General features: G+C 49.5%; 11 protein-coding genes. 9 read left to right on the top strand and 2 right to left on the bottom strand.

Features of this window, described 5'->3' with window-relative positions:
- Positions 1–66: 66 nt before the first annotated feature.
- Positions 67–888, bottom strand: a complete 822-nt coding sequence (locus G5B47_RS02980) for a nitroreductase family protein (RefSeq protein WP_165094156.1) — start codon at positions 886–888, stop codon at positions 67–69.
- Between the two features lie 217 nt (positions 889–1,105).
- Here G5B47_RS02980 and G5B47_RS02975 point away from each other — a divergent pair, with 217 nt between their 5' ends.
- From G5B47_RS02975 to G5B47_RS02960, 4 genes are all read left to right on the top strand, one after another.
- A complete protein-coding gene (locus tag G5B47_RS02975) occupies positions 1,106–2,068 on the top strand; it encodes a sugar-binding transcriptional regulator (RefSeq protein WP_328804436.1) in 963 nt (320 codons plus the stop codon).
- An 11-nt stretch (positions 2,069–2,079) separates the two neighbouring features.
- Positions 2,080–2,775: a ribose 5-phosphate isomerase A gene (gene rpiA / locus G5B47_RS02970; RefSeq protein WP_165094151.1), complete on the top strand. Its 696-nt coding sequence runs from the start codon at positions 2,080–2,082 to the stop codon at positions 2,773–2,775.
- Positions 2,776–3,034: 259 nt separating this feature from the next.
- Complete coding sequence (locus tag G5B47_RS02965; RefSeq protein ID WP_165094149.1) at positions 3,035–4,465, top strand: PTS fructose transporter subunit IIC; 1,431 nt, start codon at positions 3,035–3,037, stop codon at positions 4,463–4,465.
- Entirely contained in the window at positions 4,462–5,430 is a 969-nt protein-coding gene (locus tag G5B47_RS02960) for a Gfo/Idh/MocA family protein (protein ID WP_165094146.1), read from the top strand. The genes G5B47_RS02965 and G5B47_RS02960 overlap by 4 nt, the downstream gene beginning before the upstream one ends.
- An 89-nt stretch (positions 5,431–5,519) precedes the next feature.
- On the opposite strand, the gene G5B47_RS02955 is transcribed toward G5B47_RS02960, so the two are convergent.
- On the bottom strand, positions 5,520–5,741 hold the full coding sequence (locus G5B47_RS02955; RefSeq protein ID WP_235957068.1) for a cysteine-rich CWC family protein: 222 nt from the start codon (positions 5,739–5,741) through the stop codon (positions 5,520–5,522).
- A 130-nt stretch (positions 5,742–5,871) separates the two neighbouring features.
- Between G5B47_RS02955 and G5B47_RS02950 the strand changes: the two genes are divergently transcribed.
- From G5B47_RS02950 to G5B47_RS02930, 5 genes are all read left to right on the top strand, one after another.
- The gene (locus G5B47_RS02950) at positions 5,872–6,948 is read left to right on the top strand and encodes a GIY-YIG nuclease family protein (protein WP_206107183.1); all 1,077 of its coding nucleotides are present in this window, start codon (positions 5,872–5,874) and stop codon (positions 6,946–6,948) included.
- Positions 6,949–7,367: 419 nt separating this feature from the next.
- Positions 7,368–8,969: a PTS transporter subunit EIIC gene (locus tag G5B47_RS02945; protein ID WP_165094143.1), complete on the top strand. Its 1,602-nt coding sequence runs from the start codon at positions 7,368–7,370 to the stop codon at positions 8,967–8,969.
- Between the two features lie 23 nt (positions 8,970–8,992).
- Positions 8,993–9,841, top strand: a complete 849-nt coding sequence (locus G5B47_RS02940) for a PRD domain-containing protein (protein ID WP_165094141.1) — start codon at positions 8,993–8,995, stop codon at positions 9,839–9,841.
- 299 nt (positions 9,842–10,140) lie between these two features.
- Complete coding sequence (locus tag G5B47_RS02935; RefSeq protein ID WP_165094138.1) at positions 10,141–11,607, top strand: glycoside hydrolase family 68 protein; 1,467 nt, start codon at positions 10,141–10,143, stop codon at positions 11,605–11,607.
- A gap of 432 nt (positions 11,608–12,039) precedes the next feature.
- Entirely contained in the window at positions 12,040–13,491 is a 1,452-nt protein-coding gene (locus tag G5B47_RS02930; RefSeq protein WP_165094136.1) for a glycoside hydrolase family 68 protein, read from the top strand.
- The last annotated feature ends 81 nt before the right edge of the window (positions 13,492–13,572 follow it).

The raw sequence follows: 13,572 nt of genomic DNA, 5'->3' as shown, positions 1-13,572 counted from the left end.
ACGGAGAGACCGTTTTTTGCATACACTGTTGACCTTTTCCGGCCTGAACCTCGCTATTCATTTTCTTTATACGGTAATTTTCTCAGGACTGAAAAAAGCAACATCCAGCGGATTTCGGTCCACTAATCTTTTGTATTGATACATAGGATACCCGACCATAACTGCTCCGGTGATGACCTTATCCTCAGGGATATGGAACAACTCCAGCATAGGGGAATCTTCCATAAGCGCGTAAAATTCGAGCCCCCCCGCCCAACAAGAACCTAAGCCGAGAGAAGGGGCAAATAATTCGAGGTAAGTCAACGAGAAGATGGAATTTTCCCGGCCGTTCTTGAATTCTTTAGCAGCGGTTGTGAGGATAAGGCTTGGAGCATCGCGCAGAATCACATCCGTTCCTTCTTCACGGTATGCGTCAACGATAGCAGAATATCGCGTGCTTAAAACAGGGTCATTTTCCAGGCACTGGATCGTTATTTCCGATGCTTTGCGCAAAGTCTCTTTATCCTCAACAATGACATAGGAGATCCCCTGCGTATTACCGCCGGTAGGTGCGAAGCGGGCAATCTCTACAAGCTGCAGCAGCTTTTCCCGTGGAACGGCCGTCTTCTTGTAGCTGCGTATAGAACGGCGGGATCGTAGGAAGCGCTCGGCTTCTTCTGCGCTAAACTTATTAAACTCTGAGATTGGAAGCTGCCTGGCCAGCGGTGTTAATGAATGATCGATCGCTTCGTTTGGGCATACAGCTACACAGTGTCCGCAGGCCATACAATCTTTTGGCGCAATAGCTTCGGGACCATACTCTCCCATAGTTATAGCACGGGTTGGACATTCTTTCACACATATCTCACATTGAATGCACTCTTCTTGATCTACTGTAATAAAACCCACACGATTCACTCCTTCATATTTGGATAATTGCTATATAATAAACAGAACGGTCTAAAATATCGTATCACACCATCCTGATCTGTCAATATCTGGGTGGTGCCCGGTAAATCCAAGAATCTTCTGAATAACGCATTGACTCCCATTTGAAAAAAACATATACTCGAATTGCACATTCGCACATTTTATATTACTCTGCACAAATGTGTATACGTAAGAGGTGTTGGAATTGGACAATAATGAAGAGCTCAGGTTAATGCTGAAGGTTGCCCAAATGTATTATGACAATGACATGACGCAGAGCGAAATCTCGAAGGAGCTCGGTATCTACCGCACAACGATCAGCCGCATGCTGAAAAAGATCCGCGAGAAAGGCATCGTGAAAATTACGATTAATTACGATCTCAGCGAAACGTTCAGCATCGAGCAGCAGCTGATGGAACGCTTTGGGTTGAAAGAAGCGATCATCGTGCCGGTCACGAGCGACGAGAAGAAGGCCAAGCTGAAGGTCATGGGCCGGGCTTGCGCGCAATTGTTGGGGCGGATCGTCCAGGATGACGATGTTGTCGGGTTCTCCTGGGGCAGCTCGCTTGCCGAGGTCATTCATGAACTGGAAGAGCCCCGCGAGAGCAGCGCTGTATTTGTCCCGATGCTCGGGGGGCCGTCCGGCAAGCTGGAAAGTCAATTCCATGTGAATACCCTTGTGTATGCCGCCGCCCAGAAGTTTAAGGGGACCTCTGTCCTGATTGATGTTCCGGCCATATTGGAACGCAAGGAGACGCGGGATCACATCGTGGAGTCGCAATATTTCCAGGATATTTCCGAGCTTTGGGACAAGATTACGATCGCGATTTTTGGCATCGGTTCCATTGGGATGAAGGGCACGGCGACATGGAATTCCTTTTACGGCAATGAACTTTTTGACGAACTGGAAAGAGGCGGGATTGTCGGGGATATCTGCTCGCAATTTTTCGATATCGGGGGTAATCTTGTGGAGACAAGCATCTCGGACCGAACGATTGCGGTTAATCTCGAACGCCTGAAGCACACGAAATACGCCATTGGAGTCGCGGAGTCGCCGGAAAAAGCGGACGCCATTATCGGCGCTCTGCGGGGACGTTATTTGAACGTTCTGGTGACGACCGAGGAGACGGCCAGGGCTATTCTGGAACGGACCGAATAAGGAGGAGACAAATGTCTGACGATGTTAAAAAAATATGTGCGCGGGAAGCCCTCAAATGGATCAAGAGCGGCACGGTTATTGGACTTGGCGGCGGAAGCACGATTTCCTACCTGATTCAATACATCCAAGAGGATGCGGATCTCCGCGTCAAGGTGGTCACGCCATCGGTCAAGACGAGGCTGCTCTGCATCGAACAAGGGCTGGAGGTGCTGTATACTTCCGCGGTGGACCAAATATCAGTCGCCTTTGACGGCTGCGACGAGGTGGATGAAAGCCTGAACGCGCTGAAAAGCGGCGGCGGCATCCATACGAAGGAGAAACTGATCGCCTCGATGGCGGAGGATTATATCCTGCTTGTGGATGAGACGAAGGTAGTGAACCGTCTGACGTTCAAGCACCCCGTTGTTCTGGAGATTTTGGAGGATTCGCTGGCCTATGTACAGAAAAAAGTCGCCGCACTGGGAGGCAAGCCTGCCATTCGCACCAGCGGCGCCAAAGACGGGTTCACCGTAACCGAAAACGGAAACCTGCTGCTTGACGTCTATTTTGAGCAGGTAGAGGATATCGCAAGCCTTGAAAGCGAACTGCAGCAGATTCGCGGGGTGGTCGATACGTCTTTATTTGTCCAGGTTGCGACGAAAGCGCTGGTTGCCGGAGAAGGCGGCGTCCGTTTAATTGCTGCCAAACAAAATGAAGCGGTAGTATAGCTTGATGGAGCCCAAGGCTTCGCTGTCCTTAAGAGGATAGCGGAGCCTTTCTATTTTTTTGCAAAATTGCTGGTTGACAATCCCAAAGCCGGTGTTATACTGAAGTTGTTCATTATTGCACATAATTTTATAGTATGCACATATGTGCAGATAGAGCAGGGGGATGGTCATACAGCCGAGCAAGGGATGAGAGGAAACAGAGCTTCCAATAATTTCAGTGTTGTAAGCGCTTAAAACAAAGTGAATGGGGACGATTAGAATGAAGCTAGTAGCCATTACGTCATGTCCAACCGGCATAGCTCATACCTATATGGCGGCAGAGGCGCTGCAAGTGGCGGCCAAAGCCATGGGACATGAGATCAAGGTGGAGACCCAAGGCTCTGTCGGAGCCGAGAATGTGATTACGGAGAAGGATCTGCGCGAAGCGAACGGCATCATTATTGCGGCCGATACGAAGGTGGATAAGAGCCGTTTTACCGGAAGAACGATCATTGAAGTCCCGGTTAAGGAAGCCATCAGAGATCCCAAAGAGCTGATTAACCGGGCGTTAAGCGCCAAGCCGGAGGCTCCAGCCAAAGTGGACCTGACCGAGCAGGTCAGTCAAATCAAGGCGGAAGAAAAAGAATCGAGAAGCGGAATTTACAAGCATCTGATGACCGGCGTTTCCTTCATGATTCCCTTTGTCGTGGCGGGGGGCCTGCTAATTGCTCTGGGCTTCGCCATCGGCGGCATCTACGTCTTCGACCATCCGGGCTCATTTGGCGAAACGTTGTTCACAACAGGCAAATCGGCATTCGCCTTGATGATTCCGATCCTTGGCGCATATATCGCCTACTCGATTGCCGACAGGCCCGCTCTGGTACCCGGGATGATCGGCGGCTATTTTGCCAGCACGAACGGGTCGGGCTTCCTTGGCGCTCTGCTCGCCGGCTTTGCCGCGGGGTATCTGGTCATCGCGATCAAGAAATATCTGAAGCTTCCCAAGACGATGCAGGGTCTCATGCCGATTCTGATCATTCCTCTGTTATCCGCTGGGGTGATGGGACTGCTCATGGTCTACGTCGTCGGAGAGCCGGTCGCCTTCGTCAACAAGGCATTGGCTGATTGGTTGAATTCGCTTAATGGCACAAATGCGGCAATACTTGGAATTATTCTTGGATTGATGCAGGCGTTTGACATGGGCGGTCCGGTTAACAAAGCGGCTTACGCGTTCGCCACCTCCACTCTCGTACCGGGTCACGCTTCGCCGATTATGGCGGCTGTTATGGCAGCCGGGATGGTTCCGCCGCTTGGAATCGCGCTGTCGACGGTGCTGGCGAAGAGAAAGTACACGGCTGCGGAAAAAGAAGCGGGGAAAGCCTGCTGGGCCTTGGGCGCATCCTTCATTACCGAAGGCGCCATCCCGTTCGCGGCAACTGATCCGCTCCGGGTAATCCCGTCCATCATGGCCGGTTCCGCGGTGGCCGGCGGTCTGTCGATGGCGTTTGGAGCCGGACTTGCCGTTCCGCACGGCGGCGTATGGGTGCTGTTAATTCCGAATGTCGTTACCCAACTTGTACCGTATATCATTGCCATTTTGGCAGGCACAGCGGTTACGGCGGGCATCCTTTCTTTTATCAAGAAGCCTGTTAGTGAATACAGCAATACAAAAGTAAATTACGAAAATGTTCAGGGGGAATTGAAAATATGAGTAAGTTGAATTGGGCCATCATCGGCCCGGGATGGGCAGCATCGGATTTTGTCAAAGCGATCAAAGAGGTAAATGGAAGCGTCTACGCCGTTGCAGGAGTAACACTGGAAGAGGCGCAGGCCTTTGCCGATAAGAATCAAGTGGAAAATGCCTTCGGCAATACCACAGAGATGTTAAAGGACGAAGCCATCGACGTTGTCTACATCTCCACCCCTCACAATCTTCACTACAAGCTGATAATAGAGAGCCTGAAGCATGGCAAGCATGTGATCAGCGAAAAGGCGATTACCGTGAACAGCGAGCAATTGACCGAAATTATCGCATTGGCTGAAGAGAAGAACCTGGTCGTTGCCGAAGCGATGACGCTGTACTACATGCCACTGTATAAGAAACTGCGGGAGATTCTGGACTCAGGTCAGCTCGGAAAGCTGAAAATGATTCAGGTATCCTTCGGAAGCTGCAAGGAATACGATGTGAAGAACCGCTTTTTCAGCAAAGATCTGGCTGGGGGCGCGCTCCTCGATATCGGAACCTATGCGCTGTCCTTCACCCGCTTCTTCCTGTCCCAGCAGCCGAATGAAGTTCTGACGACGGTGAAAACATTTGAGACTGGTGTGGACGAGCAATCCGGAATCGTTCTGAAGAACGAGGCCGACGAGCTGGCGGTCATCTCGCTGACCATGCGAGCCAAAATGCCGAAGCGCGGTATCGTCGCGGGAGAGCTTGGATTTATCACTGTGGACAACTTCCCAAGAGCGGATAAAGCCACAATTACCTATACCGACGGCAGAGTGGAACAGATTGAAGCCGGAGAGACGGCTAAAGCATTGGAATACGAAGTGGAGGACATGCAGAATTTCATTCAGAGCGGGAAGAATACGGCTACGCTGCATCTGTCCAATGATGTTATGGCCCTTATGACCAATATCCGTAATCAATGGGGAATAAAATATCCTTTCGAGTAAAAGCGCACAAAAGACCGGGTTTCGGCATACTGCCGGGGCCCGGTTTTTTGCTGTATGAAGTTTCTAGTGTCCATACGTGCAGACGCACACTATTCGCCATTTCGCTTAAACGCGTCCAGGCACTCCTTGCAAATACAGGCTTTACCGATTAATTCCTCCGGCACCCTCTCAAATATCTCCTGCGGAAAAACCTCGCCTGCGCACCAGCAGCCTTCATGGGAGCGCCCGGCCGCGCCCGCGCAGCCATTGTCACGCCCGCAAAGAGGGCAGATTCCCGCTGATTCAATCATAGGCTTGAATGGATCGGTCATGCCCAAACTCCCCTTTGCCAAAAAATTTGCCAAAAATGATTTCCGTCCTCGGCCATTTCGTCTACAGTAGACATAGTAACATTCAAATCGGGAGCGCGAAAGACGGGAGCTGCAAGGAGGGATTATTGATATGAAAGAGAAGATTCAGAGCCTTCCCTCATCGCCGGGAGTCTATTTAATGAAGGATTCTCTCGGCGGGATCATCTATGTCGGCAAATCCAAAAATTTAAAGAAACGTGTGCAGTCATATTTCTATCAATCCAAATCCCAGCCGAAAAAGATAAAAGCGCTGGTAAGCCACATCAGGGATCTGGAGCATCGGGTCACGGACACCGAGTTTGAAGCTTTTATGCTGGAGTGCAGGTTAATACAGGAATTTAAGCCGATGTACAATAAAAAAATGAAAAATCCGCTCGCCTACACCTATATTGTCGTAAATATGAGGGACGGGCTGCGCCGGATCGAAATCGCCGGTGAGCCTGCCGGGAACGACGGCGCGGTTTATTTTGGCCCGTATACCTCCAGCAGGCATTCGGTGGAAAGGGCGGTTCAGAGCTTTCTGGAATGCTGCCAAATCGCCTGCAGTTCTGCCGGTTTTAACGGCTCTGCCTGCTTGAACCATTCGCTCGGTCTATGCCGGGGGATGTGCCTTGGAGGGGAGGCCGTAGACGAATACAATGAAATCATCGACCGTTTTATCGCGATGCTGGACGGGAGCGACCGGAGTCTGTACGAAGAGATGCGGGATCGCATGCAGCGGGCTGCCGAGCGGTATGATTTTGAGACGGCGGCCAAATTCAGGGACTGCATCGAAGCATTGGACTACATATTAATGAAGGAAAAAGTGATCGGCTTCACCGGGGAGGACCGGAACATCGTCGTCATTGAAGAACTGGATGAGGATCGGATCAAGCTTTTTCTCATCAAGCGCAGCCGCATTTTGTACAGCGAAAGGATTTCTGTTAGGGGCTGCGATACGGCATCGCTGTGCGTGAAAATAAAAACCGCCATTTTTAGCTATTTTGGACCGGATACCCGGCTACCCTCCAGCGAAGTGAGCCGCGAAGAGGTCGACGAAGCCCAGATTATTTACAGTTATCTTCAGCGGAGCGATGGCCGATATCTGGTCATTCCGGAGGAGTGGCTCGGCTCGGAGGACTCTGCCGAAATCGACGATGCGCTTGAGACCTTTTTGGATGAAGTTTAATTTACTATTTATATAAAGCGTCCGTCCGGCAAACCGTGCATCCGGCTTTCGCTGCCGTTTCGCATTGTATGGGAATCCCTGTTATTCATTAGGTCGATAGTTCTAAACTCTTAACTGGGCGGATATCGATTCTGACTAAGGAATAGTGCCTGTTTTGAGTTGATAAAGGTGGTAATTACTGACCATTGATTTTATATTCCATTATTGTCACAATAGATATACTATAATATATTACGGAATTGTCACTTTTTTGGGCGGACCAAGGGCCGAGAAGAGTCAAGTGCGGCCGCATCTATAGGGTGCAGGTGCTTGACCTGAAAATAGGTCTTTTTTTTCATGTACAGAAGAAAGTCCTCCGCCGATATAGAATTTGAATGACTTCTTAGATGCTGCACATAAGGAACGGGGAGGAGCTGAAAATGCCAGAAGGCGATATTCAACCGATTCAAGATGGGCGAAGAATGAATGATAATCTGAGCCCGGCAAGGGAACTGGCTATGCGGTTGATTGAGCTGTCCGGCGGGCCGGAGAATGTGTCGGAAGTAGCTCACTGCACAACCCGGATCCGAATCAGGTTTCGAGACAGCGCCCGCGTGGACGAAGCCGGTCTTGCGGAATTGGAAGAGGTTCAGAACGTGTTCGTTCATTCCGGACAGCTGCAAATTATTGTTGGACCGGCAATAGTCTTTAAGGTCCACCGTCAAATAGTCAGTCTTCTTAAGGACTCCGGACCGGAACGGCAGCGGGAAGTGGAGCGCCTGTACGTACCCAGTGAACCGGAGAGCCCTGTTCGCGTCGCGGGGTCTGGCGATACCTTGCTTCTTTCATTACGGGGGGCATGGAAACGGAAAGGCTTGGCACATCAGGCAAGGGCGGAGTCATCTCCAGAGATGAAAGATTCGGCAAAAAGGAATTTATTCAGCCGAGTGATGGGAGAGGCCACTTTTTTTTCCGATATTGTTGTGCCGATCATCCCGCTCTTTGTCGCGGTTGGCCTGATGCTGGGCTTGATCAGCATGATACAAGCCTTCGGCTGGGCGTCCCCGGACAGCACGTGGTTTCGAACGCTATTATTGCTGACCGGCTCGGCCTTTCAAATCATGGCCGTGATGTTCGGCTATCATGCGGCCAAACGGTTTGGGGGAACCCCAGCGCTTGGCGCCGCAGTCGGAATTGTCATGACCCGGCTCGACTTATTACAGCTATCAGGAACTGGCGGAGCAGCGATACAATCTGTGGATTTGACGAGTACCCCGCAGTTCGGTTATCAAGGCACCGTGATTCCGATTATTCTAGCGGTATTGCTGATGACGTTTGTCGAGAAGGGGTTGCGGCGAATCGTTCCGTCATCTGCCACCATTCTGCTGGTTCCCTTTCTCAGCTTTGTCGTTGGAGGCGGACTCGCTGTTCTGGTCATCGGGCCCCTTGCGGCGCATTTTGGCAACTTTCTTAGCGTCTTGCTGGAAGATGTGTTCCGATATGGAAGCACGGTGTTTGGGCTGCTTCTTGGCGGGGTCTACGGGCTTATCGTCTTAACCGGGCTGCACCACGGCATTCAAGCGATTGAAATCGGGCTGATTTCCAATTCGAACATCGGTGTCAACTTTCTGCTCCCCATCTGGTCGATGGCGAATATCGCTCAGGGAGGGGCCGGACTTGCGGTATATGCCCGAACCCGGGACAAGGATTTGAAAAAAATTGCGCTTCCCGCTTCGATCACCGCATTTCTCGGTGTTACCGAGCCGATCGCTTTCGGCGTCAACTTGAAGCTTGGCCGCCCTTTCCTGGGCGCAGCGGCGGGAGGGGCGGCGGGAGGGGCTTATGTTGCCTTTCATGGGGTGGTCGCCAATTCATTCGGATTGACCGGGATTCCAATGATTGCCTTTATCATCCCGCCTGGACACATCAATTTCATTCATTATATGGTTGGTTTCCTCCTGGCTACGGGAACAGCTTTTGCAGTTACCTGGTTTCTCGGAGTCGACAAACCGAATCATCAGGAAGAATGGTCTAAATACTAATCGTAAAAGCACAGGAGAATATCATGAAAATCAAAAAAATTCTTAACAATAACGCGGTTGTGGTACACGACCAGGGAGAAGAAAAGATTGTCATGGGTTCCGGTATTGCTTTTCAAAAAGGAAAAAATGATATTGTCGATCCGACCCGTATCGAGAAGGTGTTCATTATGGACGATTCGGATCAATACGGCCATCTCCAGGAAATGCTGCGGACACTGCCCGAAGAGGAGATTGCGGTGTCCGAGAGCATCATTTCCTATGCAGAACTGGAACTTGAAGTAACGTTCAACAAGCATATTCATATCGCGCTGACGGATCATCTCTCATTTGCTCTGGAAAGACTTACCAAGGGGATGATCATCCAGAACACGCTTTTGGAGGAAATCCGCATTTTGTTTCCGAGAGAATTCCAAATCGGGCTGCATGCGAAGAAGCTCATTCGGGAGAGGCTGCAGATCGAAATTCCGGAAGATGAGGTAGGGTATATCGCGATGCATATCCATACCGCCTGGGTGAACGCCGGGGCCGGCGGAACCGACGCCAACATGGCTGCCATGATCCGGGACATTGCCGAAGGAATCGAAAATGCCGCCGGTGTAACCATGAACCGCAGCTCCGCCAACTATGAGCGTCTGGTGAACCAGCTGGAGAATATTCTCCAGGCCGATGAGACGGGCAAGCTCCGCAACGAGCTGGACCCGGAAATCGTGCGGATCGCCAAGGAACGCTATGTGCTGGCCTACGAGCAAGCCGGATGGGTTGCCAGCCAGGTGGAAGAGGATTACGGATATGCCTTTACCGACAGCCAGATGGTGCTTATCGCCATGGAGATCAATCGGGTGGATACCCGGTTGAAGGATATGGTGAAATAATCATTATCTTGAAAATCAGATTCAGGAATAATTAGGAATTTATGAGGATAGACTGGGAGAATTATCCTGATTTTCGCCTTATCCAAAAAGAGGAAATTTGGTCTATAGTTATTGTGAGCTATAAAATATAAGATTAGTCCAGACAATAAAATATTGTCGGGATTGTTACTGGTGAAGCAGGCAAGACCTAAAAATCCGTTTGAGGATCGCTTCCGCGATCGCGGGATACCCTCAATGGAATTTTTAGGTCTTTTTCTATTTATCAGGAACCAAACTTGAAATGGAAAAGGAGAGAAAGTATGAATATCCAAAAGTTTGTAAAGACAGCGGCAACCGTAACTTTGACAACAGCATTGCTGGCAGGTGGCGGAACTTCGGTTTTGGCCAAGGCTAAAGACAGTGTGGATTACAAAGAAACGTATGATTTTTCCCACATCACACGCTTTGACATGCTGAAAATTCCCGAGCAGCAGACGAGCGAACAGTTCAAAGTGCCGGCGTTCAACGCATCCACCATCAAGAACATCGCTTCGGCAAAAGGTTATGATAAATACGGCAATCTGATCGACCTCGACGTGTGGGACAGCTGGCCGCTGCAAAACGCCGACGGCACCGTGGCGAATTATCATGGCTATCAAATCGTCTTTGCATTGGCGGGAAGTCCGAAGGACGGAAACGATACCTCGATCTACATATTCTATAAAAAAGCCGACGAGCAATCGATCGACAGCTGGAAGAACGCCGGCCGTGTATTTAAGGACAGCGATAAATTCGCGGCCAATGATCCGATCCTCAAGTATCAGACCCAAGAGTGGTCCGGTTCTGCGACATTGACCCCGGATGGTCAAGTGCGTCTGTTCTATACGGATTTCTCGGGCGCGCCGGAAGACGGCGGAACGGGTTATAGCAAACAAACGATAACAACGGCTCAAATCAATTTATCAGAGGCGGATGCCAGTACGCTGAAAGTTGACGGCGTCGAGGATCATAAATCCATCTTTGACGGAGACGGAACAACGTATCAAAATGTTCAACAATTTATCGAAGAAGGAGCCTATGCTTCAGGGGATAACCATACGCTGAGGGATCCTCACTATGTGGAAGACAACGGTCATAAATACCTTGTATTCGAGGCCAACACGGGTACAGAGACGGGTTACCAGGGTGAAGATGCCTTCAATAACCAGGCTTTCTATGGTGGAAATAAAAAATTCTTCGAAGCCGAGAAAGAAAGCCTGCTGCAGAGCCCTAAAAAGCATGACGCCACGCTGGCGAATGGCGCGCTCGGCATGATTGAATTGAATGACGATTACACGCTGAAAACAGTCATGAAGCCGCTGATCGCGTCCAATACTGTAACGGATGAAATCGAACGGGCCAACGTATTCAAACTGAATAACAAATGGTATCTGTTCACGGATTCCAGAGGCTCCAAAATGACCATTGACGGAATCGGCGCCGAGGATATTTATATGCTGGGCTTTGTGTCCGACTCTCTGACGGGACCTTACAAGCCATTGAACGACACTGGACTTGTCCTGCACTTGGATCTCGATCCCGCTGATGTTACCTTTACGTACTCTCATTTTGCGGTTCCGCAGGCCGACGGAAACAACGTGGTGATTACCAGCTATATTACCAATCGCGGCTTCTATCCGGACCATCGTTCGTCCTTCGCGCCAAGCTTCCTGATGAACATCAAGGGATCCAAAACCTCGGTTGTAAAAGACAGCATCCTGGAACAAGGGCAATTGACGATCAACTAAAGTCAGCGAAAAAATTCAATGTCAATATCCATATAGGTCAATTGACCTATATGGATTGGGTTTGGCGATGAAGGGTAGATTTGGGATTGTATTGAAGTGATGGAAGTCGATGAAAGGCTATGTTAAACGAACTTCATCGTTTTGAAACTGTAAAATAGTTACAATCTTTTAGGTATTATTGAGGATGGACTAGGCCTTACACCCGTCTTCCCCCCTTATTCAAAACGGGAGTTTTGGTCTATAGTCAGACCGCAGATCAAAAATATACAATAACCGTGTCAACAAAATATTACAGGATTGTTACTGTTAAAGCAGGCAAGACCTAAAAGTCCGTTGGGGACATGCGGCCAAGCGCCGGATATTCTCCATTAGGAATTTTTAGGTCTTTTTCTGTTTGTTCAGGAACAAAACAAAAGAAAAAGGAGATTGAGCATGAACATCAAAAAGTTTGTGAAGCAAGCGACAGCAGTAACCTTTACAACAGCTTTACTGGCAGGTGGCGGAACTTCGGCTTTTGCAAAAGGGAATGATAGTTACAAAGAGGACTATGGTTTTTCCCACATTACGCGCTTAGATGCTCTGAAAATCCCTCAACAACAAACTCAAGCACAATTTAAAGTCCCGCAATTCGATGCATCCAAAATCAAGAACATTGAATCCGCTAAAGGTTATGATGCTTACGGCAACATCATCGATCTGGACGTTTGGGATACCTGGCCGCTGCAAAACGCTGACGGCACAGTAGCGGACTATAAAGGCTACGATGTTGTATTCGGTCTTGCAGGCGACCCGAAAAGAGGCTGGGACACCTTTATCTACCTGTTCTATAAAAAGAAAGGCGACAACTCCATCGACGCCTGGAAAAATGCCGGCCGGGTATTCAAGGATAGCGACAAATACGTGCCTAACGATCCTATTCTAAACCAACAGGGTGAGGAATGGTCGGGTTCCGCAACCATGACTTCCGATGGCGAAGTTCGCTTGTTCTATACCAACCGTCATGGCTGGGATCCGGCTCACGGCTTCTTCGGTAAGCAAACGCTGACTACGGCTCAAATCAATCTTTCCCAGCCGGATGCCAATACGCTGAAGGTGGAAGGCGTGGAAGACTTCAAATCGATCTTTGACGGCGACGGCAAATATTATCAAACGGTTGACCAGGCTTTCGGCGCGGGAGACTACTCCGATAACCATACGCTGAGAGATCCTCACTATGTTGAAGAGAACGGCCGCAAGTACCTTGTCTTCGAAGCAAATACCGGTACGGAAACAGGTTACCAAGGTGAAGATTCCTTCAATAATAAAGCATTCTACGAAGGAAGCACTAAATTCTTCGAAGCAGAGAGAAGCAAGCTGCTGCAAAGCCCTCAAAAGAAGCTCGCTTCCCAGGCCAACGGAGCGCTGGGCATCGTTGAACTCAATGATGACTATACGCTGAAACAAGTCTTGAAGCCGCTGATTGCATCTAACACGGTTACGGATGAAATTGAACGTGCGAACGTCTTTGAACTGAACGGCAAATGGTACCTGTTCACCGATACAAGAGGAGCTAAAATGGTCGTTGACGGAATCGGACCGGAAGATATCTACATGCTCGGATACGTAGCGGATTCCTTGACTGGTCCTTACAAACCGCTTAACGGTACCGGACTTGTCCTGCATCAAGATCTGGATCCAAAAGACATCACTTGGACTTACGCTCACTTTGCTGTACCGCAAGTTCAAGGCGACAAAGTGGTTATTACCAGCTACATGACCAACAGAGGTTACTTCGAGGATCATAAATCCACCTTCGCGCCAAGCTTCTTGGTGCAAATTAACGGCTCCAAGACTTCGGTCGTCAAAGACAGCATCCTTGAACAAGGACAATTGACAATCAAGTAACAACAGGTTAAACGTAAATTAAAGAAAAGAAAATGTCGATGTTACATTGGCATTTTCTTTTTTTCATAAGCGGGGTGTAAC

Source organism: Paenibacillus apii, assembly GCF_011043685.1.
Taxonomy (GTDB): Bacteria; Bacillota; Bacilli; order Paenibacillales; family Paenibacillaceae; genus Paenibacillus_AQ; species Paenibacillus_AQ sabinae.
Note: the sequence above shows the minus strand (reverse complement) of the source record. Positions and strands in the feature narration are given on the sequence as shown.